This window comes from Bradyrhizobium sp. Ses1, from assembly GCF_059512365.1.
In genome coordinates this window covers 377,210-403,594 of the sequence record NZ_JCAMOQ010000001.1, presented here as the reverse complement: position 1 = coordinate 403,594, position 26,385 = coordinate 377,210, and the positions used below count along the sequence as shown (strand labels likewise).

Annotated in this window: 27 protein-coding genes; 16 read left to right on the top strand and 11 right to left on the bottom strand. The window is 63.0% G+C overall.

What is annotated here, in order from left to right; all coding sequences use genetic code 11:
- The first annotated feature begins 16 nt into the window (after positions 1 to 16).
- Positions 17 to 1,996 (top strand): hypothetical protein, encoded by a 1,980-nt coding sequence (locus tag AC5ZG5_RS01935; protein ID WP_456640884.1) that lies wholly within the window; start codon positions 17 to 19, stop codon positions 1,994 to 1,996.
- Positions 1,997 to 2,164: 168 nt separating this feature from the next.
- Here AC5ZG5_RS01935 and AC5ZG5_RS01930 read toward each other — a convergent pair whose 3' ends face one another.
- On the bottom strand, positions 2,165 to 2,464 hold the full coding sequence (locus AC5ZG5_RS01930; RefSeq protein ID WP_456640883.1) for a hypothetical protein: 300 nt from the start codon (positions 2,462 to 2,464) through the stop codon (positions 2,165 to 2,167).
- A gap of 247 nt (positions 2,465 to 2,711) precedes the next feature.
- On the opposite strand from AC5ZG5_RS01930, the gene AC5ZG5_RS01925 reads away from it, so the two are divergent.
- Together AC5ZG5_RS01925 and AC5ZG5_RS01920 are read left to right on the top strand one after the other, a co-directional pair.
- Positions 2,712 to 2,954: a DUF3551 domain-containing protein gene (locus AC5ZG5_RS01925; protein ID WP_080663745.1), complete on the top strand. Its 243-nt coding sequence runs from the start codon at positions 2,712 to 2,714 to the stop codon at positions 2,952 to 2,954.
- 162 nt (positions 2,955 to 3,116) lie between these two features.
- Positions 3,117 to 4,235 carry a class I SAM-dependent methyltransferase gene (locus AC5ZG5_RS01920; RefSeq protein ID WP_456640882.1) on the top strand — a complete coding sequence of 373 codons (1,119 nt, stop codon included), beginning with the start codon at positions 3,117 to 3,119 and terminating at the stop codon, positions 4,233 to 4,235.
- Positions 4,236 to 4,335: 100 nt separating this feature from the next.
- Here the strand turns inward: AC5ZG5_RS01920 and AC5ZG5_RS01915 are convergent, their stop codons facing one another.
- Complete coding sequence (locus AC5ZG5_RS01915; RefSeq protein ID WP_130229109.1) at positions 4,336 to 4,515, bottom strand: ACT domain-containing protein; 180 nt, start codon at positions 4,513 to 4,515, stop codon at positions 4,336 to 4,338.
- A gap of 198 nt (positions 4,516 to 4,713) precedes the next feature.
- On the opposite strand from AC5ZG5_RS01915, the gene AC5ZG5_RS01910 reads away from it, so the two are divergent.
- Positions 4,714 to 6,396 (top strand): Na/Pi cotransporter family protein, encoded by a 1,683-nt coding sequence (locus AC5ZG5_RS01910; RefSeq protein ID WP_456640881.1) that lies wholly within the window; start codon positions 4,714 to 4,716, stop codon positions 6,394 to 6,396.
- A gap of 35 nt (positions 6,397 to 6,431) precedes the next feature.
- Here AC5ZG5_RS01910 and AC5ZG5_RS01905 read toward each other — a convergent pair whose 3' ends face one another.
- Together AC5ZG5_RS01905 and AC5ZG5_RS01900 are read right to left on the bottom strand one after the other, a co-directional pair.
- On the bottom strand, positions 6,432 to 7,553 hold the full coding sequence (locus AC5ZG5_RS01905; RefSeq protein ID WP_456640880.1) for an AI-2E family transporter: 1,122 nt from the start codon (positions 7,551 to 7,553) through the stop codon (positions 6,432 to 6,434).
- 206 nt (positions 7,554 to 7,759) lie between these two features.
- Complete coding sequence (locus AC5ZG5_RS01900) at positions 7,760 to 8,026, bottom strand: GlsB/YeaQ/YmgE family stress response membrane protein (protein WP_456640879.1); 267 nt, start codon at positions 8,024 to 8,026, stop codon at positions 7,760 to 7,762.
- 375 nt (positions 8,027 to 8,401) lie between these two features.
- Between AC5ZG5_RS01900 and AC5ZG5_RS01895 the strand changes: the two genes are divergently transcribed.
- Entirely contained in the window at positions 8,402 to 8,707 is a 306-nt protein-coding gene (locus AC5ZG5_RS01895) for a hypothetical protein (protein ID WP_456640878.1), read from the top strand.
- Positions 8,708 to 8,729: 22 nt separating this feature from the next.
- On the opposite strand, the gene AC5ZG5_RS01890 is transcribed toward AC5ZG5_RS01895, so the two are convergent.
- Both AC5ZG5_RS01890 and AC5ZG5_RS01885 read right to left on the bottom strand, forming a co-directional pair.
- Complete coding sequence (locus AC5ZG5_RS01890; RefSeq protein WP_456640877.1) at positions 8,730 to 9,968, bottom strand: cytochrome P450; 1,239 nt, start codon at positions 9,966 to 9,968, stop codon at positions 8,730 to 8,732.
- Positions 9,969 to 10,103: 135 nt separating this feature from the next.
- Positions 10,104 to 11,951 (bottom strand): outer membrane protein assembly factor BamB family protein, encoded by a 1,848-nt coding sequence (locus tag AC5ZG5_RS01885; RefSeq protein WP_456640876.1) that lies wholly within the window; start codon positions 11,949 to 11,951, stop codon positions 10,104 to 10,106.
- A gap of 282 nt (positions 11,952 to 12,233) precedes the next feature.
- Between AC5ZG5_RS01885 and AC5ZG5_RS01880 the strand changes: the two genes are divergently transcribed.
- From AC5ZG5_RS01880 to AC5ZG5_RS01870, 3 genes are all read left to right on the top strand, one after another.
- Entirely contained in the window at positions 12,234 to 12,458 is a 225-nt protein-coding gene (locus tag AC5ZG5_RS01880) for a dodecin (protein ID WP_028164458.1), read from the top strand.
- A gap of 121 nt (positions 12,459 to 12,579) precedes the next feature.
- Positions 12,580 to 14,469 (top strand): AMP-dependent synthetase/ligase, encoded by a 1,890-nt coding sequence (locus AC5ZG5_RS01875; protein WP_456640875.1) that lies wholly within the window; start codon positions 12,580 to 12,582, stop codon positions 14,467 to 14,469.
- A 297-nt stretch (positions 14,470 to 14,766) separates the two neighbouring features.
- Positions 14,767 to 16,284, top strand: a complete 1,518-nt coding sequence (locus tag AC5ZG5_RS01870; RefSeq protein ID WP_456640874.1) for an AMP-binding protein — start codon at positions 14,767 to 14,769, stop codon at positions 16,282 to 16,284.
- A gap of 282 nt (positions 16,285 to 16,566) precedes the next feature.
- On the opposite strand, the gene AC5ZG5_RS01865 is transcribed toward AC5ZG5_RS01870, so the two are convergent.
- Positions 16,567 to 16,986 (bottom strand): DUF1810 domain-containing protein, encoded by a 420-nt coding sequence (locus AC5ZG5_RS01865; protein WP_456640873.1) that lies wholly within the window; start codon positions 16,984 to 16,986, stop codon positions 16,567 to 16,569.
- Positions 16,983 to 17,474, bottom strand: a complete 492-nt coding sequence (locus tag AC5ZG5_RS01860) for an NUDIX hydrolase (RefSeq protein ID WP_283813312.1) — start codon at positions 17,472 to 17,474, stop codon at positions 16,983 to 16,985. The genes AC5ZG5_RS01865 and AC5ZG5_RS01860 overlap by 4 nt, the downstream gene beginning before the upstream one ends.
- Before the next feature lie 252 nt (positions 17,475 to 17,726).
- Here AC5ZG5_RS01860 and AC5ZG5_RS01855 point away from each other — a divergent pair, with 252 nt between their 5' ends.
- Together AC5ZG5_RS01855 and AC5ZG5_RS01850 are read left to right on the top strand one after the other, a co-directional pair.
- Complete coding sequence (locus AC5ZG5_RS01855; protein ID WP_456640872.1) at positions 17,727 to 18,698, top strand: S1C family serine protease; 972 nt, start codon at positions 17,727 to 17,729, stop codon at positions 18,696 to 18,698.
- 17 nt (positions 18,699 to 18,715) lie between these two features.
- The gene (locus tag AC5ZG5_RS01850; protein ID WP_456640871.1) at positions 18,716 to 19,789 is read left to right on the top strand and encodes a carboxylesterase family protein; all 1,074 of its coding nucleotides are present in this window, start codon (positions 18,716 to 18,718) and stop codon (positions 19,787 to 19,789) included.
- Between the two features lie 73 nt (positions 19,790 to 19,862).
- Here AC5ZG5_RS01850 and AC5ZG5_RS01845 read toward each other — a convergent pair whose 3' ends face one another.
- Positions 19,863 to 20,603, bottom strand: coding sequence for an SDR family oxidoreductase (locus AC5ZG5_RS01845; RefSeq protein WP_456640870.1), 741 nt, complete (start codon positions 20,601 to 20,603; stop codon positions 19,863 to 19,865).
- Between the two features lie 121 nt (positions 20,604 to 20,724).
- Between AC5ZG5_RS01845 and AC5ZG5_RS01840 the strand changes: the two genes are divergently transcribed.
- Positions 20,725 to 21,612, top strand: a complete 888-nt coding sequence (locus AC5ZG5_RS01840) for a LysR family transcriptional regulator (protein ID WP_456640869.1) — start codon at positions 20,725 to 20,727, stop codon at positions 21,610 to 21,612.
- A gap of 71 nt (positions 21,613 to 21,683) precedes the next feature.
- On the top strand, positions 21,684 to 21,890 hold the full coding sequence (locus tag AC5ZG5_RS01835; protein ID WP_028164448.1) for a hypothetical protein: 207 nt from the start codon (positions 21,684 to 21,686) through the stop codon (positions 21,888 to 21,890).
- Between the two features lie 15 nt (positions 21,891 to 21,905).
- Here AC5ZG5_RS01835 and AC5ZG5_RS01830 read toward each other — a convergent pair whose 3' ends face one another.
- Together AC5ZG5_RS01830 and AC5ZG5_RS01825 are read right to left on the bottom strand one after the other, a co-directional pair.
- Positions 21,906 to 22,568: a DsbA family protein gene (locus AC5ZG5_RS01830; RefSeq protein WP_130229120.1), complete on the bottom strand. Its 663-nt coding sequence runs from the start codon at positions 22,566 to 22,568 to the stop codon at positions 21,906 to 21,908.
- Positions 22,569 to 22,786: 218 nt separating this feature from the next.
- A complete protein-coding gene (locus tag AC5ZG5_RS01825) occupies positions 22,787 to 23,281 on the bottom strand; it encodes a hypothetical protein (protein WP_456640868.1) in 495 nt (164 codons plus the stop codon).
- A gap of 189 nt (positions 23,282 to 23,470) precedes the next feature.
- Between AC5ZG5_RS01825 and AC5ZG5_RS01820 the strand changes: the two genes are divergently transcribed.
- From AC5ZG5_RS01820 to AC5ZG5_RS01805, 4 genes are all read left to right on the top strand, one after another.
- Entirely contained in the window at positions 23,471 to 23,746 is a 276-nt protein-coding gene (locus tag AC5ZG5_RS01820) for a PsiF family protein (RefSeq protein ID WP_456640867.1), read from the top strand.
- 142 nt (positions 23,747 to 23,888) lie between these two features.
- Positions 23,889 to 24,953, top strand: coding sequence for an AbrB family transcriptional regulator (locus tag AC5ZG5_RS01815; protein ID WP_433994508.1), 1,065 nt, complete (start codon positions 23,889 to 23,891; stop codon positions 24,951 to 24,953).
- Between the two features lie 652 nt (positions 24,954 to 25,605).
- The gene (locus AC5ZG5_RS01810) at positions 25,606 to 25,776 is read left to right on the top strand and encodes a hypothetical protein (protein ID WP_456640866.1); all 171 of its coding nucleotides are present in this window, start codon (positions 25,606 to 25,608) and stop codon (positions 25,774 to 25,776) included.
- 173 nt (positions 25,777 to 25,949) lie between these two features.
- Positions 25,950 to 26,273, top strand: a complete 324-nt coding sequence (locus tag AC5ZG5_RS01805) for a YnfA family protein (protein WP_028164443.1) — start codon at positions 25,950 to 25,952, stop codon at positions 26,271 to 26,273.
- The last annotated feature ends 112 nt before the right edge of the window (positions 26,274 to 26,385 follow it).

Here is a 26,385-nt window from a genome sequence, read left to right as displayed (position 1 = left end):
CAGAAAGGTTGTCAAAATGCATCTCGCCAGCCGGTTTGCTGCTGCAACAGCCGCGTTCATTTTCGCAACAGTTGGATCGCCAGCCCACGCGGCGTCGGGCCCGTGCGGGGAGATGGTCGGGATATCGGTCTTGCCCTCGCCGTTCGCTCCTTGGAAGGGGGCGCCACTGCGCGTCATGATCGTCAGCGAAAAGCCGCTCGAGGGTGTGATGTCGCTGGTCGCGCCCGATGGAAGCGTCACGGCCAAATCGTCTGATCGGCACGGCGGTGCGCCATACTCCTGGCTTGCCGAGGTCGCCGCGCCGGCCGCGGGGACGTGGCACGCCACGCTCGCGCTCGACCACCCGACGGCGGATTGCAGCACGATCACACACGATATCTCCGTGAGCGCGCGCAAGCCGGACCCTGTGGCTATTCCCGCCGGCCGCTTCTGGAAGGTGCGCAACAGCTGGAATCACGAGACGGAAGCCTTGTTCTCGGCGTGGATCGAAAAACTGTTCGACGCGCCGCCCGATCAGGATCTGTCCTGGAAAGCCTGGCATGAAGTCCTGCGCGACCGGTCACGCAACTTCCTGTTCAACTATCTTGGTCGCGGCGAAGACAACGTGAAGACCGGCCTTCGCCCCGACTGCGCCGACTTCGTGTACTTCCTGCGCGCCTATTTTGCCTACAAGGTCGGGCTGCCGTTCGGCTATTCCAACTGCTCACGCGGCACCGGCGGCAGGGCGCCCAAATGCTACCAGTGGTTCGACATGGAGCATCCGGAGATGACACGTCCGCCGGCGCCGCCCGAACAGGAGATCGCGCCGGCGACGATCGCCGACGCCACGCTGCCTGGGCAAACGCCGAGGATCCTGAACATGTTCGGCGGCGCCCCGTCGGCCCAGACACCAGCTCCCGTTGCGGCTCCGCCGAAGCCGCAGCCAAAGCCGCCGACGACGTTCAGTGAATATCTGCGGGACGTCGGCGACGTCGTGCATACGGGCGCCGTGCGGGTCGCCGCGAGCGACGAAAACACCGATTTCTACACCGTTCCGCTGGCGCAAGAGACGCTCCGCCCGGGCACGGTGTACGCCGATCCCTATGGACACGTGTTGATGCTCGTTCATCGCGTGCCGGAGATGGACGGCAAGCCGGGCGTCTTCCTCGCGGTCGATGCCGAGCCGGACGGGTCGATCACGCGAAAGCGCTTCTGGCGCGGCAATTTCCTGTTCGTGCACGACCCCGCGCTCGGCAGCCCGGGTTTCAAGCACTTCCGGCCGATCGCGCGCGACAAAGGCGGTTCGTTGCGGCGGTTGGCCAACGCCGAAATCACCAGCAATCCGCAGTACGCCGATTTTTCGCTCGATCAGTCAAAGATGAGTGCCGAGGACTTTTACGATCGCATGGATGACGTGATGTCGCCCGAGCCGCTCGATCCGGTGAAAGCGATGACGGACGCCATCGCGAGTTTGAACGAGCAGGTGAAGACGCGTGTGACCTCGGTCGAAAACGGACGAAAATATCAGGAGAAGCAGGCTGGCGACGTGGCCATGCCCAACGGCCCCTCGATCTTCGAGACGTCAGGAGCCTGGGAGGATTACTCCACACCGGCGCGCGATTTCCGCCTGTTGATCGCGATGGACGTCGTGCGGGGCTATCCTGATCGCGTCGTGCGGCGGGGGGCGCGCTACGCGATGCCGAACGGCAGGGACATCGCGGATGTGAAGAACGAGCTGCAAGGGGTGCTAGCGTCCGAACTCGCCTCGCGAAAAATATCCTACACCCGCAGCGACGGCTCGCAGTGGACGCTGTCGCTCAAGGAGGTCCTCGATCGTGCCGCGAGCTTCGAGATGGCCTATAACCCGAACGACTGCGTCGAGGTGAGGTGGGGCGCGCCTGACAACAGCGAGGAGGCTTCCACGTGCAAGCGGCATGCGCCGCAGGCACAGCGCGCAAAGATGTCGTCGGAATATCGCAACTGGTTCCGCGAGCGGCACTGGCCGACGCACACCTGAAGCGCGGTACAGGGCATATCAAGGCCAACCGCTTTCGTGGCGCAAGCAAAACGCAAGACCCGCGCTTGTATCCCTACACCGAAGAAGGTTTTTTGGTTACTTCATGAGTCCCGGCACATGTCGTGCTGGGACTCATGACAAAAGCACGTGTCACGTTTTCCGCCTTCACTAATCTCGACCATAGACGCACTTGGCCATCGACCGCAGCGGAACGCCGAACCTGTTGTGAAGGTCATACTCTACGAACGCCTCGAGGCGGCTGTGCGGCTGCTGCGGAGGCCAGGCAAAATAGGGCGTGAAGAAGACCGGCTGCTGCCATTCGATGAGGTTGACCCGGCGATACGCCGAGGGCGCCAGCATCCGCTGTTTCACCGCCCGCTCACACCAATGACCGAACGTGGATGCCTGTGCGCCGCAAGCCGGGGCAAGCGAAAGCACCAATGCTGCGAGCGCTGACATGGCCTTCATTTGACTGCTCCTCGTGAGGATGACAACGCAGGAGATTGCGCCAGTCTTTCATGGACGTCTACCAAGATGTCGTGGCGGCTGTGTCGCACCAGTCTGCAATCACCTTGGCCGCCGGTCCACAAAAAGGCTGTAGCGCATCTGCGCAGTTAATCTCGAAAATTTTAATCCAGTGATGTGAGCCAGTTCACGTCGAACCCGCACGTTTGGTCCCAGCGTCGCGTGGGGCACTTCAACGTGGGAGAGAAAGATGCGTAGCTTCCTTCTTGCTCTCGCGACGTCCGCGACCGTCCTCGCAACTGGCGTAACCCCGGTCGCAGCTAGCGAGTACCGGTATTGCCTCCAAGGCGAAGAGTTTGCCGGCACCGGCGATTGTAGCTTCACCAACTACCAGCAATGTCAGGCTACCGCATCAGGCCGCATGGCCTATTGCGCTGCCAATCCCGACTTTGCGACCGTCCCGACAATTCGTGTCAGGCCGCACCACCGCTGACGCCGCGTGCGTCGCAAGCAAATCAGATGGCTTGGTCCGCTGTGCATCATAAGGCGAGATCGATCATGTGATCGCAGCGGCCAAGTCTGGTATTGGGCCGGTAGCCGACGTGCTGGTAGGCAGCTCGAGAATGTGCGGGCAACCGGAACGAAACCGCCTCGAGTGAAGGCGTCCACTCATCCAATGGTTGTTGCATCTGGCGTCACCCGCTACTGTGGTGGCCGCCACAACGGGGATCTGTCTTTGACGGCCGGATGTTCATTATACCTCGATCTTTACAGACGGCTGCAACAATCATGGTCCGTCGAGACCAGCAGCAAATGGCAGTCCGACAACCCAGCAGCAGGGCAGTGCGCAGTCACCGCCTTGGTGGTTCAGGAAATTCTCGGTGGAGATATCCTGAAGACAGACGTCGATGGGGCGTGGCATTTCTACAATTGCCTCGACGGACGCAGAGTTGATTTTACGGCGCGCCAATTCGCTAGCCCCATTGGCTACGACGATATCGTCAGCAACAGAGACGAAGCCTTTAACGAGACCTCGGCGAGCCAATATGAGCTTCTTCGTTCCTGTGTGACCCTTCTTGGCAGGGAACGTAGTCCGGCACTTGCCGAACGGCGGTTTGCGGAGCGACGACAGGAATTCGTCGGCCTCGATCGCGCCGCGCGCTTCAAGCTGATCTATCAGACCAATCTTTGGGGAGCAAAATCGTCTGTATCGGGCGTTAGCTCTGAAATCACCGCGACGCAGAAGCTCCGCAAGGAATTGTCGGATTTGCCGCGCGGCCTGGGCGTGAGAACGTTGCTGGATCTGCCCTGCGGCGACTTCACATGGATGGCCGAGACTGACCTGGATGACATTCGATATCTCGGCGCCGATATTGTCCCTGAGATCATCGAGGCCAATTTGTTGAGGCATAGCAAGGACGACCGGGAATTTCGACGCATGGACATTATCGAAGACCCAATTCCACGACACGATCTTGTCCTGTGCAGGGATTGTTTCGTGCATTTCTCATTTGCGCAGATCAACCGCGCGATCGAAAACATCAAGCGATCTGGAAGCAAATGGCTGCTAATGACGACGTTCCCGGGTATTCGTCAGAACCAGGATATTGAAGATGGAGATTGGCGGCCGCTGAACCTTCGATCCGCTCCATTTCTGTTTCCTAGTCCGGATACAACAATCAATGAGGGTTGCACGGAAGCCAACGGCGACTATTCGGACAAGTCCCTGGCCTTGTGGCGTATCGACAGTTTGCCTGTCCCCCATGAGCGATAACCGAAACGGAATCATTGAGGCTTCCGGTGACAGTCTTTTGGGTCTCAGGACAGTAAATCTAGCAAGGCGAACTGCCCTTCGGGCCAATAGCGGCTATCATCTACGTAGGAGATCGAGGGCCTCGTCTGCGCACACCTCCACACTGCGATGTGCTGTGTCGGTCGGGAATTTCCTCGTCTCTCGCAATCGTGCAAAACACGAAACTGCTCTCCTGCATTTCGGGCTTCATATCTCTCAATAGCGTCTTAAGGTTGAGTTCACCTGCCACAGTCGTATCCATTTCAATAACTCTGGGCCCACCTCTAATGCGAGGATTTGGCTGACACCTTAATCCCCCATAAGCTTGCCTTTCTTCCCCGGAATACCAGCCACCGTCCCCGCGTGGAAGGAAGGGGCGTCGACGCCGCCGGAACGATCGGCTGCCCTCGCTCCGCAACTGCGCTAGAGTGCAGGACTGGCCTGATCGTCAGGAGCCCGCATGTCTACGGCAATCTCAACACTCGGCGGCGTCGGCCTCTTCCTGCTTGGCATGACCGTGATGACGGACGGCCTGAAGGCGCTGGCCGGGTCCGCCCTGCGCACGGTGCTAGCCAAGGCGGCGGCGACGCCGCTGCACGGCTCGTTCTGGGGCGCTATCGTCACGCTTCTGGTGCAATCCTCCAGCGCAACGACCATGACGACGATCGGTCTCGTCAGCGCAGGTCTGCTCACGTTCCAGCAGGGGCTGGGCCTCGTCTTCGGGGCGAATGTCGGCACCACAGGGACCGGCTGGCTGGTCGCGCTCATCGGCGTCCGCGTCTCGCTCACGGCTGCGGCACTGCCGATGATCTTTGTTGGCGCGTTGACCAAGCTTCTGGCCCGCGGGCGAATATCCGGGATGGGCGCCGCCCTCGCCGGGTTCGGGCTAGTGCTGTTTGGGTTGACGACCCTGCAGCAGGGCATGGGCGGGCTGGCCGAACGGTTGCACCCGGCGGACCTGCCTGCCGTTCTCGGCAGTCCCGAGGCCGGGTGGTGGTCGGGCCTGTTCGGCGTGCTGGTGCTGGTCGTGGTTGGGCTGGTGATGACTGCGCTGATGCAGTCGTCAACGGCCGCCGTCGCGGTCACACTGTCCGCCTACTTCGCCGGCGCGGTCGGGCTGGACCAGGCCTGTGCGCTGATCATTGGCCAGAACATCGGAACAGCGACGAGTTCCGCCCTGGCCGCGATTGGCGCCAGCACCACCGCCAAGCGGCTGGCCATCGCTTATGTCCTTTTCAAGCTTATCGCCGCCGTTATCGCGCTGGCGCTTTTCCCCGTCGTCATCCCTCTACTCGTGCGCGCCTCGAGCACCGTCGATGGCGTCACGCTGCTGGCCTTGTATCACACGGCATACAATGTTGTCGGCGTGGTGGTTCTGCTGCCGCTGATCAACTGGTTCACGCGACTGGTCGAGCGTATTCTGCCCGAGCGTGGCTCGCCGCTCACGCGGTGCCTCGACCCTTCCGCGCTTGAGACCCCGATCGTGGCGGTGGAAGCGGTGCGGCGAACGATTGCACGCGCGCTCGTAACGGTATGCAGTTCGATCGAGGCGGCACTGGCCGGCCGTGCTGAACCAATCCGACTGGGGAAGGACACCGCATCGGTGCAGGATGCTGCAGACGCCTTGCGTCAGGCACAGATATTCCTGTCTGATGTGACCGGACCGCCTGAGAGCGACGACGAGCAACAGCGTCTCACGAGCACACTGCACGCACTCGACCATGCGTCTCGACTGACGGAGATGGCGAATAGCGGAATCAATTTCGGTTCGGTGAGTGGCGGACCGGAGGACATCCGCGCCGGAGAGCTATGCGCAGAAGCGATGCGAAGCGCGGCCGCGATTGCGCGCGGGGTGGCGGCGCCCGCCCGCGCCGACGGATCGCCGCAGGTCACAGCCTCGCATGGCGACGTCATGGCCGGTCCGCGCGCGGTCTCCACTGACGAGGCCATGCCCGAGCTCGAGCGTTGCGCGACGCAACTTGGCGAAATGCTGCGCACCCACCGCAGCGCGACGCTGGGCGCGGTCGCCAATGGAACGCTTACCGCCGACGCGGCGCTCGTTCGCGTCGAAACGGTTCGAAGCCTCGAGGCGCTGTCGCGTCACGCCTGGCGCTCCGCAGCCCATCTCGTCGGTCGCGGCTAAACCCGAGCGATGGCCTCCGGCGCCCGGTCGCGCGCCTAGGGCTCAGTCTCCGTCGCTGCGGTGGCGCTCGAGGCATACAACGAGCTCGCATAGTAAGTGCGGAATGAAAACCGCGTCAGCACGCCAATGGCGGAAGCGAGCGGTACCGCGACCAACAGGCCCACGAACCCGAACAAATAGCCGAAGGCGAACAGCGCGAACATCACCCAAACCGGATTCAGATGCACACGACGGCCCACCAGATTTGGCGCCAGGACGTAGTCGGCCAGCGCTTGTCCGACAATGAAAACGGCCAACACGAGCCAAATCGGCTTCCAGTCCGGCGAGAATTGAGCAATCGCGATGCACACAGATACCACCAGGCCCGAAAGCGCACCGAGATACGGGATGAAGCTGATCAAGCCGGCCACGACGCCTACCAGGATCCCGTGTTCGAGACCGATCAGTTTCAATGCCGCTGCGTAGTACACCGCGAGCACGAGGCAGAGGAAGCTCTGCCCGCGGACAAATCCGCTGATCGTCTTATCGACCTCGCGTGCAAGCATCCGAACCGTTTCACGATGTGCCGGCGGAACCCAATTGTCGACCGTCGCAATCATTTTGTCCCAATCGTAGAGCAGGTAGCAGGCAACGATCGGCGTGACGATGCCAAGCGAGACGATCGAGATCAGAGCCCGTCCCCCGGACCACAGCGATCGGAGGATGGTGTCGAACCAACTGGTAGCCATTCTCGTCAGCTCGCCGATCGAGCGTTCGGTGTGGTTCAGTCCCTCTCCGACGATCCTGCTTACCCACGGTCGGTCCGGATCGGTTGCCAACGTATGCACCCGTCGGACATAGAGCGGCAGGTGTTCGGCGAAATACCAGAGCTCACGGACGATGACGGGCACTGTCAGAACCATCGCGATGCTGATCAGCGCAACGACGAACGCGATAATGGCAAGCGTGGCCACGAGCCGGTTCACCCCCAAGCGCTCGATGCGAGAAGCCAGGGGATTGAACAGATACGCAAGCGCCATGCCGGCGACGAATGGCAGCAGAACTTCGCGCAACAAGATCACGACCGCGGTGATTGCCGCGAAAGTCGCAATCCAAAACACGAGGGGCCGGGTGCGGCGGACGCCGATCGAGCCCATTGCGATTGGTCGTTTCGACAATTCGCCGGTCATGTGTTGAACACGGTCCGTTGGCGATTTCTTAAACTTGCACGTTTGGCCTACCGCTTACGTGCTTGCGATGGATCCGGATGGCGACCGGATCAGGCAGGACGTGGATATGGTCACGTAGCGCGTCATTCTCGGCCGATGGTCGTCTTGCAGCGCTGCCCGCACCGATAGGTCAGAGGCGCTGCCTCTCCTCTACATCAGGTCGCGCGGCCTTGGCGGCCTGCGAACAGGCCGTAGACAAAGAGTACGACGACTGCGCCCACCACGCCACCAAGGAAACCTGCAGATTCACCGGGCTGATACCATCCAACGGACTGGCCCAGGTAAGTCGCGACGAATGCGACGACGATCCCCAAGATGGTCGTCAGAATAAAGCCCTTCGGCTCCGTCTTGTCGCCAGGCATAATGAATTTGGCAATCACTCCAACGATAAAGCCAATGATGATCGTCCAAAGGATGCTCATCTCATTGCCCCTGTGTTGAAACCGCCGATCGACAAATCTGCATTCCGGCGGCCCCCACGCCAGTTTCCTTGATACAGATCAACGGACCGACTTCATTTTCCTGACGACCGCCTCTTCGAGGAGATCGAGCAAAGCGCGCGCGGCCGACGGCATCTCGCGATTGCATCAAATTTTAGAGATAGATCGAAGCGACTTTTCAAGGATTTGCGTTAGGTATCGGGTCATGAGCACCCCGACCTACACACTCTGCTCGCGCGCGCTGACGCTGCGGGCTGACTGAACCAACACGTAACTCCCTTCCCAATCCCGCGAAGCAATGGCCGCAGGCGTCCTCGTCTGCGAACGGCGGAACTTTGCCCGTGAACAGGACCGACGATGACCGTCTCTTACTTGAGCTTCCGCGTGCCCTACTCGGCCAACCGGGACTGCGTGATCGTCATCAAGCCCCAGAGGGAGGCTTATCAAGCAGTCTGCGTCGACGCAGCGACCAGGCGGACCATCGGCAGTCCATCTGTTCAGCGTGACTCCAGCGGCGCCCGGCCACAGATCTCGCCCGCCGATGTCATCGGCCGGATCGGCAGCTATCGCCTGGCCTCCGCCGCTGTCGACCTGGAGGCGGACGAATTGGCCGACCGCAGCCGCCGGATCTCCAGCCAATTGCGCTCGCGCCGGCGTCTGTAGCGCAGGAATTTGCCGGACCGTCTTACGGCTTCCAGGAGAGCCGCATGGTGTCGGCGCGGCGGATTCCGAAATGGCCGCTGATTTTCGGCGGCACATCCAGGTTGAGCTGCGGTATGCGGCCAGCGATTGCGCTGAGGCTTTCCTCCAATTCGGCGCGGGCGATCGCCTCGCCGATGCACCGATGCGCGCCATAGCCGAAGATCGGATGCAGCCGTGGCTGGTCGGTGCGATGAATATCGAAGGTGTCAGGACGATCATAGGCCATCTCGTCGCGCATGGCCGACATGGTCGATAGCGTGACAAGCTGGCCGGCCGGGATGACAGTTCCGCCAACATCGACATCCTCGCTTGTGACCCTTGCGACCGCCCCGACGCTGGGTTCGAAGCGCATCGCTTCGGTGACCGCGCCCGAAACCAGAGCGGGATCACGACACACCTCCGCCCATTGCTCGCGATGCTGAAGCAGAAGAGCGACCTGTACTGCGATCGCGACCCTGGTGGTATCGGTGCCACCGACGATCAGTTGGAAAATCTGGTAAAGCATCTCCTCGGGGGACATTTCACCGGCTTCGCCAGCGGCAGCCAGGAACGCGGACAGGAAATCCCCGCGCGGGCTGCGGCGACGTTCGCCGAGGATCTTGTCGACGTACTCGCGTAGCCTTTGCCCCGCCCTCTCGATCTCGACGAGATCGTCCGGACTGAGCCCAAGACTGAAGGCCTTGGTCACCTCATAGACCAGCAGCGTAAACTCCGGGATGTCCTCGCGCGGGAGTCCGAGGAGATCGGCAATGATGCGGGCGGGTATCTTGGCCGCGAATTCGTCGAGCAAATTGACCTCGCCATCGCCGTACCAATCCTCGATGATATCTTCGGCCGTACGGCGAATGCTTGGACGCATCTCAGCAATTGCGCGGGCAGCAAATAATCGTGAGAACGGCGCACGACGGCGCCGATGTACATCGCCGTCGGCCGTCAGCATGCCATAGTCGAACACATCGAAGATCGTCCCGCTGTCGAAGCCCTGCATCCTGGGAAAGCTCGTTCCGGTGGGGCGGAAGCGTAGATCCTTGCTCAGACGGTCAACATCGGAAAAGCGCAGCACGAAATATCCGCCGGTTTCGTGCAGCACCACGGGGTATTCCTTGCGGTAGGCACGGAATACACCGTGAGGATCCGCTTCAAGCTCCTGCAGGGTAACCGTCGGGACTTCATTGCTGGCGAAGCCGACGGAAAGTTTCTTGGCGCTGATCTCTGCCCTCATCGTACAGTCTCCGCCTTTGTAACATGCCCCGGTCTACGGAAGGGGTATGTTGGTCGCGCGGAGTTTCAGCTCGATTTCGCAGGATCATTAGTCTGTTACGTTCGTAACGCGCCCGATCGGTCGCCGCGTCCCATTTCACGGAGGGCTCACCTCGAACGCGAGCAGCACGTTGCCGGGCACGCCGCTCCATTGCGCGTAGCCTGAATTGACATAGAGCATGCCGTCCACAATCACCGGACCGGGCCCGTCAATGGCGCCGCCGTGTGCCGGGACGCCGTTCACCGTCTCATAGTCGCGCGCGGTGTCGAATTCCCAGAGCAGACGCGCATCGTCGGTCGCGTAGGCGCGCAAATAACTGCTCACGCCGCCGGAGAAGACAACACCAGGAATGGCGCTAACCGCCGCGGAGAGGGCTGGACTGCATCGCTCGCGCTCACCACAGGAGACCGGCGCCACCTGCATGGTGACCTTGCCATCAGCCAGATTCAGCCCGAACAGACCGCCGCCGGCGTTCGGATCGAGACGCCTTGTGCCATCGCGAAGAAACCGCACGTCGGAGTTCGCGACATAGATCCGCTGCTGATCAGCGGCGGAGCCCCACTCGCTGCCGCCCAGCGGCCCTCCCTTGCCGACCCGCGTTTGCCAGATGATCTTGCCCTCGTCATCGGGATCGAAAGCGTGGACTATTCCTGACTTCTGCCCGATCACCAGCATGCGGCGCCCGTCCGGCAAGCTCACCAGGATTGGCGATTGGCCGAAATCGTGGTCCGGACCGGGATCTTCCGGACAGTTGGTCTTGTCGTACCCGTAGCAGGCGACGACATAGCTGTCCTTGGGGGTTGCCTGCCGATGCCACAACATCCGGCCGGACTTCAGGTCGAATGCGACGATGGCGTCGCTCGTATCCGCCGGCGGGTTCGAATAGGAGTTGCTTGTCGCGACGTACAGGGCCTCGCGCTTCACATCGATCGTCGGCGCGGACCACACCGAGGCGCCGGACGGACCGTAAAGCTGCACCCCCGCGGCATTCCTGGTCGTCGGACTTGGCGCATCCGGAATCGTGTACGACTTCCAGATCGGCCCGCCGGTCGCCGCGTCCAGAGCCACCACGCTGCCGCGAAACGTGCAGCATTCGTAAGCGGGCCGCGATCCCGTCGCTTCCTCGATGGAGGAGACCGGAACATAGAGGACGCCGGAAAACAGAGCCGGCGTGCCGGTAATCCGGGCGGCGGGATGGTCTTCCACCTTCTGCTTCCAGATCAGTGCGCCCGTTGTTGCGTTGACGGCGTAGGCATTGGCACGGATATCGCCGAAGAAAATCGCGAACTCATTCTTGCCCGGCAGCGGACCGAAGCTGATCGCGGTGCGTACTGGCGCGTCCGTCGCAAACGTCCAGAACGTGCAGCCACTCCTGGCGTCGAGCGCGTGCACCTTGCTATCGGCGCCGCCGACAAACAGCATGCCGCCGATCACGGCGGGCTGGGCATTGGCGGTGGAGACGCCAGGAAAGCCGAACGTCCATTTCAGGCGCAACCGAGGCACCTCGTCCGCCGTCAGCCCCGCCATCTCGGCGGCTTGAAACCGGCTGTTGTTGATATCAGCGCCCCAACCGGTCCATCGCGGCCGGTCGAACGCCCCGTCGAAGCCGTGGGCGGCTTCCACGCAGTGCCCCGCTGCGTCGGCCTTGGCGGCAGGAGCGCTGTCGCCAACCTGTCTCCCCGTGACGAAGGAGGCGATCGCTTTGCGCTCATCATCGGTGCGGTCCTTAAGCATGGGAGCCATGCTCCCCGACGTGATGGCTCTGAGCACATGCTCGAACGCCATCGACTGCAATGCGGCGCGGTTGGGAATGCGGCTCTGCGGATCGCCCGCATCGTGGCACTGGGCGCAGTGCTGCGCATAAAGCTCGGCACCGGACTGCGCCGCGGTGGCGGGAAGACAGGACCAGATCAAGAGGCCAACGGCCGCAGCGCTCGATCTCATGAGGCTCCCCCCTGGGCGCGACGATCTGAACTTATGGTCTCGGAAAGATCTGCAACCTGGGGATGATAGCGTGATCGGGAAACCTCGACCAGTCAGAACCGCCGCTGGGGCCATGACCACCGGCGCATGTTGTTGGGCGAGCAGCGAGGCGAGCGGAACTCCAGGTGCAGTGAACTCGTTCAGACTGGACGCCGCGCCACTACCGACTGATCCTGGGTGGACGGAGCGACAATCCGGATACGCCGCGAATGACCTGAAACCACTTGCAAAGGAGGTTTTGCCATGCCGACGACAGCCGAGAAAGACCACGTCTACAAGATCCTGGACCTCGTCGGATCGTCCGAGAAGAGCATCGAGGATGCGATCCAGAATGCCATTGCCCGCGCTGCCAAGACCATTCGCGAGATGAAGTGGTTCGAAGTCGTGCAGACGCGAGGCCATATCGAGAATGGCGCCGTTCGCCACTACCAGGTCACGCTGCGGGTTGGATTCACATTGGAGGAGTGAGTCCGGACATCCGGCGCGCCACATAACCATTCTTGCGCCAAGTCAAAGATGTGAGGTAGCCCCCGTGCGACAGATTCATGTTTTCGTTTGACGCTCAACGTCGTCGGGAGGCTAAGTGCAGATGGAAGAACGGTCCGGCGCCCCTTTGATCCCGCAAACCGGCGCGCCGGATACGCTTGCGCAGGTCCGCACGCTGCCCGAGCTGCTGCGTTGGCGCGTCCGGGCAACGCCTGATACGGAAGCCTACCGGCATTTCGATGCAGCCGCCGGGCGCTGGGTCAGCCATTCCTGGCACCAGATCGACCTGGAGTTCGACCGCTGGCGGCGCGCACTCGCCGCCGAGGGGTTCGCAGCCGGCGAGCGCGTCGCCATCCTGATGCCAAATGGCATCGAACATATCGCGATGGACCAGGCCGCATTGTCGCGCGGCCTGGTGCCGGTGCCGATGCACGCGATCGATAATCCCGAAAGCATCGTCTACATCCTGAAGGATTCCGCGGCGTCGCTGCTGCTGGTCGACACCATCGACCGTTGGCGGATCCTCGCAAGCGCCGGCGCGCCGACGGATACGCTCAAGCGTGTCGTCTGCGTCGATCTGCAAGGTACCGAAAACCCGGCAATGATGGATTATCGCCTCATGGCGCTGAAATCCTGGCTGGAGCGCGGACAGGCGGCCGAGGCCGTCACAGACGACGTCGCGTTGCAGCCGGATGATCTTGCCGCGATCGTCTACACCTCCGGCACGACCGGGCGCCCCAAAGGCGTCATGCTCTCGCACGGCAACATCGTGGCGAACGTCAAGGCGATCCACGCGCGCATCGCCGCCAGCCCAAATGATGTCTTCCTGTCCTTTCTACCGCTGTCGCATACGTTCGAGCGTACCGGCGGCTACTACTATCCGATCGCCGCCGGCGCCTGCGTCGCCTATGCGCGATCGGTGCAGCAGCTCTCCGATGATTTGAAGCAGGTGCGGCCGACCGTGCTGATCTCGGTGCCGCGGATCTATGAGCGCATCTATGCCCTGATCATGCAGCACAGCGAGGCGGCCGGCCGCTTCGAACGCGAATTGCTCGATCTTACCGTTGCCGTCGGCGGACGGCGCTTTGACGCGAGGCAACAAGGCCGCAGCCCGTCGCTGTTCGACCGGATGCTCTGGCCGCTGCTCAAGCGCCTGGTCGCCGACAAGGTGCTGGCTCAGTTCGGCGGGCGGCTGCGCGTCGCCGTCAGTGGCGGCGCGGCGATCGGCGAGCGCGTGATCCGGCTGTTCCTCGCGCTCGGACTGGACATCCTGCAGGGCTATGGCATGACCGAGACGTCACCCGTCGTCTCCGTCAATACCGCAGATGACAACGATCCCCGCTCGGTCGGCCGGCCGCTCGACGGTATCGAAGTCAGCATCAGTGAGGATCAGGAGCTATTGGTGCGGGGGCCCAACGTGATGCTCGGCTATTGGCACCGTCCGGACGAGACGCGCCGAATCAAGCAAGCCGACGGATGGCTGCATACCGGCGATCAGGCCCGCATCGAAGGCGGCCGCATCAGCATCACCGGCCGCATCAAGGACATCCTGGTGACCTCGACCGGCGAGAAGATCGCGCCCGTCGATCTCGAAACCGCGATCCTCGCCGATCCCTTGTTCGAGCAGGCCATGGTGATCGGCGAGAATCGTCCTTTCCTCGCGGCGCTCGTGGTGCTGAATGCGAAAAGCTGGGAGCGGGAGAAGGCCAGACTCGCGGGCAGCGGCACGGACGCAGAAACCGCGTTCCTCGTCAAACGGATCGCCGAGGCCGTCAAAGCCTACCCGGCCTATGCGACACCGCGCGCGGTATGGTGGACGCTGGAGCCATGGACCATTGCTGCCGGCCTGCTAACGCCGACGCTGAAGAACAAGCGCCCGGCGCTCGAGCATCGCTTCGCGGCCGAGATCGAACAAATCTACACGCGCAAGCCACAGGGTGGATCGCGTCCTGCACCTGCGCACGCGATCGAAGGATCGGCCGATAGCCGGTGAGGTGTACATGCGCTGTCATTCCGGGGCGATGCGCAGCATCGAGCCCGGCATCCATTTTCCCACCAACACCTGCGGCCCGATGGATTCCGGGCTCGTGCCGACGCGCGCCCCGGAATGACGGCGGTGATTGTTGGCGCGAACGAATGACGAATTCACTTTCGGCTTTCGTCGCGCTCAGCCGGCTGCTTGACTCGCCTCGCTCCTTGTTGATGAAGTGCTTCGAGTGGCGCCGCGCCACACCATCCAAGACACAGACCAAGCGGCTGCAAGCAGCCCACTAAAAATGGAAACGCCCTCATGCTGATCCCGATCGCCGACGTGCCGCGCTGGTATGCTGAACGCCAGCCGGCGGATACGATCGCCATTCGTCATGGACAGGATACGCTGACGTGGGAGCAACTCGAGCGCGGTGCCAATGCCCGCGCGCGGGCGTTTGCGGCCAAGGGCGTCAAGCCCGGCGACTTCGTCGCGATCGGGCTGCCCAACAGCAACGCATTCTTCGAGACCACCTTTGCGGTATGGAAGTGCGGCGCGACGCCGACCTCGCTGTCCTGGCGATTGCCGCGCGGCGAAGCGGCCGCGGTGCTCGATATCCTCAAGCCCGCGCTGGTGGTGGGCGGCGAACCCGATTGGAATGCGCCGAACTCGCTGCCAATCGGCTTCGTGCCCGAAGGATTTTCCGACGAGCCGCTCGCGGCTCCCGTCTCGCGGTATTGGAAGGCGATGACGAGCGGCGGCTCGACCGGCCGGCCGAAAGTGATCCTCGATCATCTGCCCGCCGTGGTCGATACCACCATGGCGCCACCGCTCAGCATCCCGCTAGGCGCCTCGCTGCTCAATCCGGGGCCGCTGTATCACAACGCGCCATTCATCGTTTCGCATTTTGCCTTGTTCGGCGGCGGACGCCTCACCGGCCTGACCAAGTTCGATGCCGAGGAGACGCTGCGGCAGATCGAGGCCGAACGCGTGCAATGGGTCAATTTCGTGCCGACCATGATGCACCGGATCTGGTCGCTGCCGGACGAGGTGCGCAACCGCTACGATCTCTCCAGCCTGCAGGTCGTGTTCCACATGGCCGCGCCGATGCCGCCATGGTTGAAGGAGAAATGGATCGAGTGGCTCGGGCCGGAGCGGATCTGGGAGCTCTATGGCGGCACCGAACGGCAGGGCTCCTGCATCATCTCCGGCGTCGAATGGCTCGCGCACAAGGGCTCGGTCGGCAAGATCGGCGAGACTGCGCGCCTGCGCATCATTGGCGAGGACGGCAATGACGTCGCTCCCGGCGAGACCGGCGAGATCTATTTCCTGCCCAATGATGGCGCCGGCACTACCTATCACTATCTCGGCGCCGAACCGAAGCGCCGCGCCGACGGCTGGGAGTCGCTTGGCGACATCGGCCGGCTGGATGAAGATGGCTATCTCTATCTCGGCGATCGGCTCGCCGACATGATCCTGCGCGGCGGCGCCAACATCTATCCGGCGGAGGTCGAGGCTGCGGTGTGTGCGCACCCCGACGTGCGCTCCTGCGTGGTGGTCGGCCTGCCCGACCCCGAATTCGGCCAGCGCATCCATGCGATCATCGAGTGCGATCGTGCGGCCGATGCGCAGGCGATCGTCGACGGTATGGGCGATTTCCTCGCCGACAGGCTGAGCCGCTACAAGCATCCGGAGAGCTTTGAAATCGTGGACGCGCAGGTGCGCGACGATTCCGGCAAGGTCCGCCGCACGCTGTTGCGCGACGAGCGCGCCGCATGGCTGAAGGAGAATCGCCCATTCCGGATCATGCCGTCGCGCGTGCAGGCGAAGGCGGAGTGACTTCGAGACAATTTCTGCATGCCTCGCGTTCAATACGCGCCGTCATTCCGGGGCGCGCGTCAGCGCGAGCCCGGAATCCATTTCTCCACCTGCGCATGAGGCCTGATGGATTCTCTGATGTGCAATTGCACATCATAGCTCGCGACTTCGTCGCGCCCCGGAATGACAGCGAATGGACTGGCTAAAGCGCGATGAGATGAGGATGAAGCATCATCGCGCTTTAGGTTATTGTTTGAGCATGATCTTTTCGGAAAACCGCGTCACACTTTTCCGGATCATGCTCTAGCCGAGCAACTCCAGCGTTCTCGGATCGGCTTCGCCGCCATAATATTTCTTCAGCGCAGCGGGAAATTCCGGAGCGGCCGACGCGGCGGCGAACAAGGTCATCGAGGAGCGGAACTTCAGATCATCGGGGCTGCCGAGAATATCCCGGATGGTCTTGCCTTCGACCGCGTTGACCAGACGCGTGCACTCGAGCAGCCGCGGTCCCAGGATATCATGCTGGAGATAGGCGATCGCCTCGTCGCGGGAAGCGATCGCAAAACGCTGCGCCATCGCGCTGAACCCGAGGCCGGCAAGCTGTGGGAAGATGAACCACATCCAGTGGCTTTGCTTGCGGCCGCGGCTGAGCTCCGCCACAACCTGCCGATAAACCGGAGCCTGTGCATCGACAAAGCGCGCGAGATCAAAGCGGTCGCTCATAAACTCCTCCCTGATGGGCCGACAAGCTCGGCGAGACGATCGAGCAGCGGCCGCTGGCCTTCGAGGATCTTCGCATGCGCGGCCGCGAGATCGAACCATTCGGCGCGGTCGATCTCAGGGAATGCCTGCATCTTCCCGCTTCTCGGTGGCCACTCGATCTCGAACATATTACTCCTGATAGCATGCACATCGAGATCGCCTTCGACGGCGAAGGCGATCACGCGCTTTCCGGCACGCTGGCGGATCTCGCCCAGCGGCTCAAACGGCTGATCAAGGACGACGCCGGTCTCCTCGGCAAATTCACGACGGGCCACCGCGATTGCATCCTCTTCCCCGTCCATCTCGCCCTTCGGGATCGACCACGCGCCCTCGTCCTTGCGGCGCCAGTAAGGCCCGCCGGGATGCACGAGCAGAACTTCCAGCCGCGCCCCCGAACGGCGATACATCAGGATGCCCGCACTTGCGGGCGCGCGACGTTCCGCCTTCAACGATCTTTGCTCCCGCGACACATACCCTCTCGGGCGTAACCCGCTAGCCAGACCCGATGCTATCCCCGGATGCGTTCGGTTTCAAAATCGTCAGCACCGGCGGGGCTGACGCATTTGTAGTCGTTCCAAACGATGAAGCCCGCTCGCGCTGGGCTCATTTCGTTGTTATATTGCCTCCGGGACGATCGACCGGACATTGACTATTGGGTGCGGCGTTAGTCGAAGGAAACGCGATTCTTACGGAGATCCTTCATGTCTTCCTTGACCGAATGGAAAGTGCCACCGGCGCACCAGCCCAGTTCCGGCAATTACAAATTCGACCTCGACCGCACGCTTGCTGCCGTGGTGGGACTGCACTCCATCATCCCGTCCGACGCGTTCAGCGCGGAGACGCTCGGCACGGAGCGCGCCGGCAACGGTGTCCTGATCGACGACGGGCTGGTGCTGACGATCGGCTATCTCATCACTGAAGCGGAAACCGTGTGGCTGCATCTTGGCGACGGTCGTGTGATCGAGGGCCATCCGCTCGGCTTCGATTTCGAATCCGGCTTCGGCTTGGTGCAGGCGCTGGGACGGCCGGGCATCGAACCAATGCCGATCGGCTCCTCCGCCGCGACGAGGGTCGGCGACAATGTCGTGGTCGGCGGCGCCGGCGGCCGCACCCGCTCGCTGGCGAGCCAGATCGTGGCGAAGCAGGAATTCGCAGGCTATTGGGAATATCTGCTCGATGAAGCGATCTTCACCTATCCCGCGCATCCCAATTGGGGCGGCACCGCGCTGATCTCCGGCAAAGGCGAATTGATCGGCATCGGCTCGCTGCAGCTCGAACGCGAGCGCAACGCCCGCGCCGAGCACGTCAACATGATGGTGCCGATCGACCTCTTGATGCCGGTGTTCGACGACCTGCGCAAATATGGCCGCGTCAACCGGCCATCGCGGCCCTGGCTAGGCATGTACACGACCGAGATCGACAACCGCATTGTCGTAGTCGGCATCGCCGGCAAGGGGCCGGCGGCGCGCGCCGAGCTGAAGACCGGCGACGTCATCCTCGCCGTTGACGGCGAAAAGGTGATGAGCCAGGCGAGCTTCTATCGCAAGCTCTGGTCGCTCGGCACCGCCGGCGTCGACGTGCCGCTCACCGTCTATCACGAAGGCGTCACCTTCGACGTCACGCTGGCCTCGATCGATCGCACGAAACTGTTGAAGGGGCCGCGGCTGCATTGAGCACCGGGAGCGTCGCAATGAGCGAGGCCGTGGTGGACGACATCGTGGCCGTGCTGCCGCCGCTGTTGCAGACGCTCGAATCGCTCGGCTTCATCGCGCGCCATTTGCACCCGCCGGAGTTCGGCCATGTGATGCAGATCGCGGGCGAGCCGGACGAAGCGCTGCGCGCGGTCCGCCCGCGGCTCGCCGACTGGCCGGAGCAATTTGCCGCGATCAGCGCGCAGCTCGAAGCCGCAAGCGATGCGGCGCTCGCCGCCTGGCAGGGCCTGCGCGCAGTGCAGGACGGCAATGGCGATCTGGTGAGCGTGTTCCGCGCGCTGCGCTACACGCCGCGCGCGCTGGAAGCGCTCTATCCGCTGGCCGCGCGATTGCCGCCGGTGAACGAGTTCTTCACCGATCCCGCCTTGCGCGGGGATGCCGAACTGCTGGCGCGGCTGGCCGAGCCCGCCGGTGAAACCACCGGCATCCTGCACGACAGTAACGAGCCCGGCAGCCGCGGCGGCTTTTCGCTCTACGTGCCGGAATATTACACACCCGAGCGCGCCTGGCCGCTGGTGATGGCGCTGCACGGCGGCAGCGGCAATGGCCGCGGCTTCTTGTGGAGCTGGCTGCGCGATGCCCGCAGCCGCGGCGCCATCCTGGTCTCGCCGACCGCGCGCGGAAGCACCTGGGCCTTGATGGGCGACGATATCGACACGCCGAATTTGGTCCGCATTCTCGATTTCGTGCGGGCGCGCTGGACTATCGACGAGAAGCGAATGCTGATGACGGGAATGAGCGACGGCGGCACGTTCTGCTATGTTTCAGGCTTGGACGGCGCCTCGCCCTTCACCCATCTTGCGCCTGTCGCCGCGACCTTCCATCCGTTGATGGCGCAGATGGCGGATGCGGATCGCCTGCGCGGCCTGCCGATCCATATCGTGCATGGGAAGCTCGACTGGATGTTCCCGGTGCAGGTCGCGCGCCAGACGCAGCAGGCGCTGAGCGCGGCCGGCGCTGCCGTCACCTATCGCGAGCTCGACGACCTCAGCCATACCTACCCGCGCGAGATCAACGCGGCGATCCTGGAATGGCTGAACGAAGTGCCGTAGCCCGGGTGAAGCGCCAGCGTAACCCGGGAATGCTTGCTACGCTGACGCAAGAGGCCTCGTCGACGTCGAAGTTTCAGACCAGACCACCATTGGCACGCAGCGTCTGGCCGTTGATCCAGGCACCGTCGGGGCCGGCGAGGAAGGACACCACCGAGGCGATGTCTTCGGGCGTGCCGAGCCGCTCCAGCGGATTCGCCTTGGCAAGGTGGTCGATCAATTCCGGCGACTTGCCGTGCAGGAACAGATCGGTCGCGGTCGGACCGGGGGCGACCGCGTTGACCGTGATCGCTCGTCCGCGCAATTCCTTGGACAGGATCGCGGTCAAGACCTCGATTGCCGCCTTGGTCGCGGTGTAGACGCCGTAGGTCTCGAACTTTGTGCCGACGACGCTGGTCGAGAAATTGATGATGCGCCCGCCGTCGCGCAGCCGGCGCGCGGCCTCGCGCATCGCATTGAAGCTGCCCTTGAGGTTGATGGCGACGTGCTGATCGAACAGCGCGTCATCGGTGTCGGCGATCCCGGCAAGCTTCATGATGCCGGCGTTGTTGACGAGCACGTCGACGCCGCCGAAGGCGGCCTCCGCCGCATCGAACATGCCGCGCACTGCATTGGGATCGCTGACATCGGCCTTGGCGGTAAGCGCCCGTCCGCCGGCCGCTTCGATCCGGCTCGCCACCGCCTCGGCGGCTTTGGTGTCGCCGGCGTAATTGATCACGACGGTGAAGCCGTCCTTTGCAAGGCGTTGGGCGACCGCAGCGCCGATCCCGCGCGAGGCGCCCGTTACCAGTGCTACTTTTTTGGTCCCGTTCGACATCTTTGTTCTCCTGCTGATTTGCGGCCAGGCCGCTGGGTGGCAGGAGTAAAGTAGGCGCTTCCATCTCCCGGATAATCATGTATTTTTTGGCCTTACTGTTCGTAAAACTCGGACAATCGAGATGGATCGGTTCGACGCAATGCGGGTGTTCACCCGCGTGGTGGAGCGGCGCAGCTTTTCGCAGGCGGCGGAGGATCTCGGGCTGCCGCGCTCGACGGTGACGGACGCCGTCAAGTCGCTGGAGGCACGGCTCGGCGTGCGGCTGATCGAACGCACGACACGGCATGTCCGCCCGACCCTCGATGGCGAAGCGTATTATCGCCGCTGCCTGTCACTGATCGCCGACCTCGAGGATGCCGAAGGTGCATTCGGCGGCGGCAAACCGAAGGGGCTGTTGCGGCTGGAAGTGCAGGGCACGCTGGCGCGTCACTTCTTGTTGCCGAACCTGCCGGGCTTCTTCGCGGAATATCCCGACATCGAGATCAATATGAGCGAGAGCGACCGCTGGATCGACCTGATCGAGGAAGGCGTCGATTGCGTGTTGCGCTTCGGCCATCTGCCCGACAGCGACATGATCGCAAGGCAGGTGGTGATGCTGGAGCGCCTCACCTGCGCGGCGCCTCGTTATTTCGAGCGCTTCGGCACGCCGTCCGGTCCCGATGTGCTCGAAGGCCACCGCATGATCGGGATACGCTCGCTGACAACGGGACGGCTGCGGCCGATGGAGTTTGTGGTCGACGGTGCAGTTCGCGAAGTGATGCTGCCGGCGATCATGTCGGTGACGGGACCGGAGAGCTACCTCGCTACCGCGCGGCTCGGCCTTGGCCTGGTCCAGGTGCCGCGCTTCCACGCCGAAGCCGATCTCGGGCGCGGGGCCCTCGTTGAGGTGCTCACGGAATGTCCGCCGCCCTCGGTCCCGGTATCCCTGCTCTACCCACGCAATCGCCAGCTCTCGCCGCGCGTACGCGTGTTCATTGATTACGTGTTGCGCGCCTTCGGGCGGGCGTGAGTGCGGTTCCGGCCCGACCCGGAACCATCCGCCGGCCATCCCCGTTATCTGCGGTCACCGGAGGTTTCGTCATGCGAACGTTTTTCGGAATGATCTTGGGTGCGCTGCTGCTGATTGCGGGCGTTTATCTCTATGATTCGATGCGAACGTCGAGCGTGGCGGGCGGCCAACTCGCGCAGAGCGGCCGCACCATCGTCAACTGGGACGTTGCCGCCGATGACCTGAAGGCACTGAAGGCTCGCGCCCATGAGGATTGGCAGAGGATTTCGTCGCGCTAGCGAGCACGACGGCCACTAGCGGCTCATGTTCGCCTTGCGCGCATCGGCGATGGCCTGCACGAACTGCTCCTTGGTCAGGATGCCGGGCACGCGGAATTTACCGACGATGAAGGACGGCGTGCCCTGAAAACCAAACGCCTCGGCCTGCGCGTTGTTGCGCGTAAGAATGGCATCGATTGATGTGGCATTGGCCGCAAGATCGCGCTTCAAGCGATCCATATCGATGCTCGCACCTGCGAGCACCTCCTGTATCCGCGGCTCGGTCAGCTTCGTGGTGAGGCCCATCATCGCCTCATGCGCGGCCTGAAACTTGTCCTGATACTTCGCCGCCAACGCCATGCGCGATGCAACCTTCGATACATCGCCCAGGATCGGCCAGTCCTTCCACACCAGGCGCACCTTGCCATCGTCCTGCGCAATTTGCTGCAGTTCAGGTGCGATCTTGCGGCAATAGGGACATTGATAGTCGAACCACTCGACGATGCTGATGTCGCCCTTGGCGTTGCCGGCGACAGGGATCTCCGGATCGCGCAGCACGGCCGCTTCGGTCAACACCTTCTCTTCGTCCTGCGCGGCGGCAGCGCGGCTGAGCAGCGTAACGCCGACAGCCATCAGGCCGAGCGCGGCGCGGCGCGTGGGTTCCGGATTGATCCCGGCACGATCGGTCGATGGGCTCATGTCAAATCTCGCGGCTGCCTGCGCTGTCTACGCTCGGCGGGCCGAGATGTCACGCCGCTTTGCCGAGCCCGCACAGCCCATCGCAAATGTCGGCCGAAACACGGCACCATGAAGGCTGGTGCGGCCAGTGTCGTACTCCGGCCGCGCCAGTTGCTTTGTTTGGGCATGATCTTTTTCGGAAAACCGGTGTCCACTTTTCCGGATCATGCCCTAGGAGATCAAGCAGCGCCCTTCAACCGCTTGGTGCATTCGCTGTAGTAGCCGCCGCCCTTCTGGATCCACTTCAGGCCGCCATTGGCATTGCTGGCCTTGTTGGCATTGTACTGGTCGACGCAAGTGTGCATGCGGGCCTTGCCCTCGGTCTCCTTGGCGTATTTCGGATCGACCGCGTTCGGGAATACCGCCGGTCCTGCCGGCGACGTGGGCGCTGCGGCTGGAGCGGCTTCCTTCTTGGCCTCCTTGGCGGCCGGGGCCGGCGCGGGCGCGGCGGCTGTCGGTGCAGCGGGCGCGGCAGCGGCTGGCGTTGCGTTTGCGCCGCACTCGGCCTTGCGGAAGTCGTTCCACTTCTGGCCGCCCAGTGTCCCGGCTGCCTTGGCTGCCTGGTACTTGGCGCTGCATTCCTGCGCGGTCAGGGCCTGCGCCGGCGCCGACATCACGAATGCGGCCAGACCCGAGGCGGCCATCGTACAAAGCAGTTTGGCTTGAATTGTCATGGTTGTTCTCCCTTTCCGTCAAACCTCAGCGCGTTGACGAGGGCCGCATCCTAACGCAACCGGAACTTGCGACAACGCATTGGCGAACCGCCCGCTCAAAATATTGTGCCGCCCGATACGCGCGATATTCATCGGCGGTTCAGCATCGGGCGACGACGGTTTCGCGTCCACTCATTCGAGGTGCGCCCCATGCCGAAGTTTTCCTCCCTCGCCACCACAACCGCCCTCGCCGCGTTCCTGCTGACGGGCACCGCCTTTGCGCAAACCACCACGCCCGCACCGAAGGACACGGCCAAGACCGAGACCAAGGCGGCCCCGACGCCGGAAGAGAAGAAGGCGCGCAGCGCCGCTTCGCTGGACTGCTCCAAGCAGGCGGATGCGAAGAGCCTGCACGGCAAGGAGCGCAAGAAATTCCGCCGGGAGTGCCTGAAGGAAGCCGCCGACAAAAGCGCGGGCACGAAGTAAGGGTGTCACCCCGCCCTCCCGAACACGGGGATGGCGAGCAGCGACGCTCTAAAAATCCGGCGCATTGCTGCAATCGCGAGATGCATTTGTCGCGGGCCTGCGGATTTGGCATAACGCCAGCGTGAACCAGCTTCCCGCATCGATGGCGCTTGCCATTCCCAGCCGCGCGAACATCCTCAATACGACCGAGACGCTCGTCATCGGCGCCGCGGGCGGCCTGCTGTTTTTGTGGGCGAACCTGCCGGGCGGGTTGATTTCCGGCGCGATGATCGCGGTCGGCATCGCCGCGCTCGCCGGCCGGCCGCTCACCGTGCCGCCGGTGGTGACCCAGACCGTGCTGATTCTGCTCGGCATCTCGCTGGGCTCCCTGGTATCGCGGCAACTGATCCAGCATGTGAGCGCCTATCCGCTCACCATCGCGCTGCTCTCGCTCGCCACCGTCTGCTCGATCTTCGGCAGCAGCTTCTATCTGCAGCGCGTACATGGCTGGGACCAGACCTCGGCTTTCCTCGCCGGCAGCCCCGGCGCGCTGTCGCAAATCACGATGCTCGCGATCGAGAAAGGCGCCGATGTCGCCGCGATCGCCGTGGTGCAGACCATGCGCGTGATCATCCTGACCGCCGCTTTACCACTGATGCTGGCGGTGCTCGGCATAGCACCGGCAGCGCCGCCGACGATTGCCTCCGCCAGCGCCTCGCCGATCGAGCTCGTGGCGCTGATCGCAGCCTCCATCGGAGCGGCGCTCGTGCTGCGCTGGGCGAAATTTCCGGCAAGCTGGATGTTCGGCGCGATGCTCGCGTCCAGCCTGTTGCACGGCGTCGGCGCGATCGAGGGCGGCTTGCCGCCGTGGGTGCGCGGCGTCGCGCTGGTCGGCATCGGCGCCCTGATCGGCTCGCGTTTTGCACGGATGAAGCTCTCGACCCTGCGCAGCCACATCAATGCCGGGCTGGGCTCGTTCGCGGTCGCGATCGTGATCTCCGCGATCTTCGTTGCCGCGATCACGCTGACGACGCAGGTCCATCTCTCCGACGTCGTCGTCGCCTTTGCCCCCGGTGCGATGGACGCCATGCTGGCGCTGGCGCTGACGCTGCATATCGACCCGATCTTCGTCGGCGCGCACCACCTCTCGCGCTTCGTGTTCGTGACGCTGGCGACGCCCGGCATCGTGCACCTGTTCGGCCGCCCGCAGGAGGATGTGGACGATTAGGCGAGCTTTCCCCGTGTACGATCTCGTCCCCCCATCGGCGTCACTGGCTTTTGTGGTGTGAGCAAGGGTTTGCTAATCCAAATTTCAAACAGCGGTCCCGTAGGATGGGTAGAGCGAAGCGAAACCCATCAGCTTTGAACCCAGCTGCGCGAATGATGGGTTTCGCTTCGCTCTACCCATCCTACGTCTGAAACAGCGGATGTGAGTTCGCGTTCTCGCGGCGCGTCGCGCCCGAGCTTTGCATCTACTTTCCGCCCTCCTCGATATCAGAGGGCGCAGGGAAAGCCGGGTGCCGGTTGCACCCATGGGCCCCGTGCAACAAAAAGCACGGGGGTAGGACCACAGGTTCAACCGAAAACACTCCGGCTTTCCCTGCGCAGTGGTTTACGACTTACTTCGTGCTCTTCCCGGTGACCGGGCTTTCTTGCCACCGTCGCCTCTCGCGCGAACTTGTTTCGCGCAAAAAACTTAGCGCCAGCGTCGGGGCGCCAGAACCACACGACTTCGCCGTCCGCGCATAGCTGCGTTCGTCGTTCGCAGCACCCGCGTCCACCGCATCTCACCGCAACGTTCGTGACGATCGCGACCCGCCCCTCATCCGCCGTGAGACGCACGGAGTTAAATCACTGATTTGCCCGACAGCGGAAGCGGAATGTTTTTTGCGCGAGGACTGGACGACCCAAATCAGATTGAAATCGCTAGCGAATTTTTCTCCTCTGTCATTCCGGGGCATCGCGCAGCGATGAGCCCGGAATCCATTTCTCCACTCGCGCAAGCGGCCCAATGGATTCCGGGCCTGCGCCTTCGGCGCATCCCGGAATGACGAAGAGGAGTTGGCGGTCACCCTGGCGCTATGGTGACGGCGACGGTGGTATTGACGATCACCGTATTATGGCCGCTGCACGAGAAGCTCCTTCTTCGAGCGCCGCGGGTTTGACGGCGACGATTTGACCCGCCGCCTTGAACAGCAGCGGGAGCCGTGAGAGATGATCCCTTATGAGAACTGCCGTCGTCTATGTTGGCGCCGCGATCGCTGAAATCGCCGGTTGCTTTGCGTTCTGGGGCTGGTTGCGTCTTGGCAAGCCGATCTGGTGGCTGCTTCCGGGCCTGCTCTCGCTGACCATGTTCGCGTACCTGTTGACGCTGGTCGAGAGCGAGGCGGCGGGACGCGCCTACGCGACCTATGGCGGCATCTATATTGTCGCCTCGCTTGTGTGGCTCTGGGCAGTCGAGAACGCACGTCCCGATCGCTGGGATATTACAGGCGCGTCCATATGTCTGATCGGCGCAGCCGTCATTCTATGGGGACCACGTGGGTAGCGGTAGTCGGAACAATGACGGGACTGTCATTCCGGGGCATCGCAAAGCGATGAGCCCGGAATCCATTTCGCCGCTTGCGCCTGTTGCCCGATGGATTCCAGCCTGCGCCTTC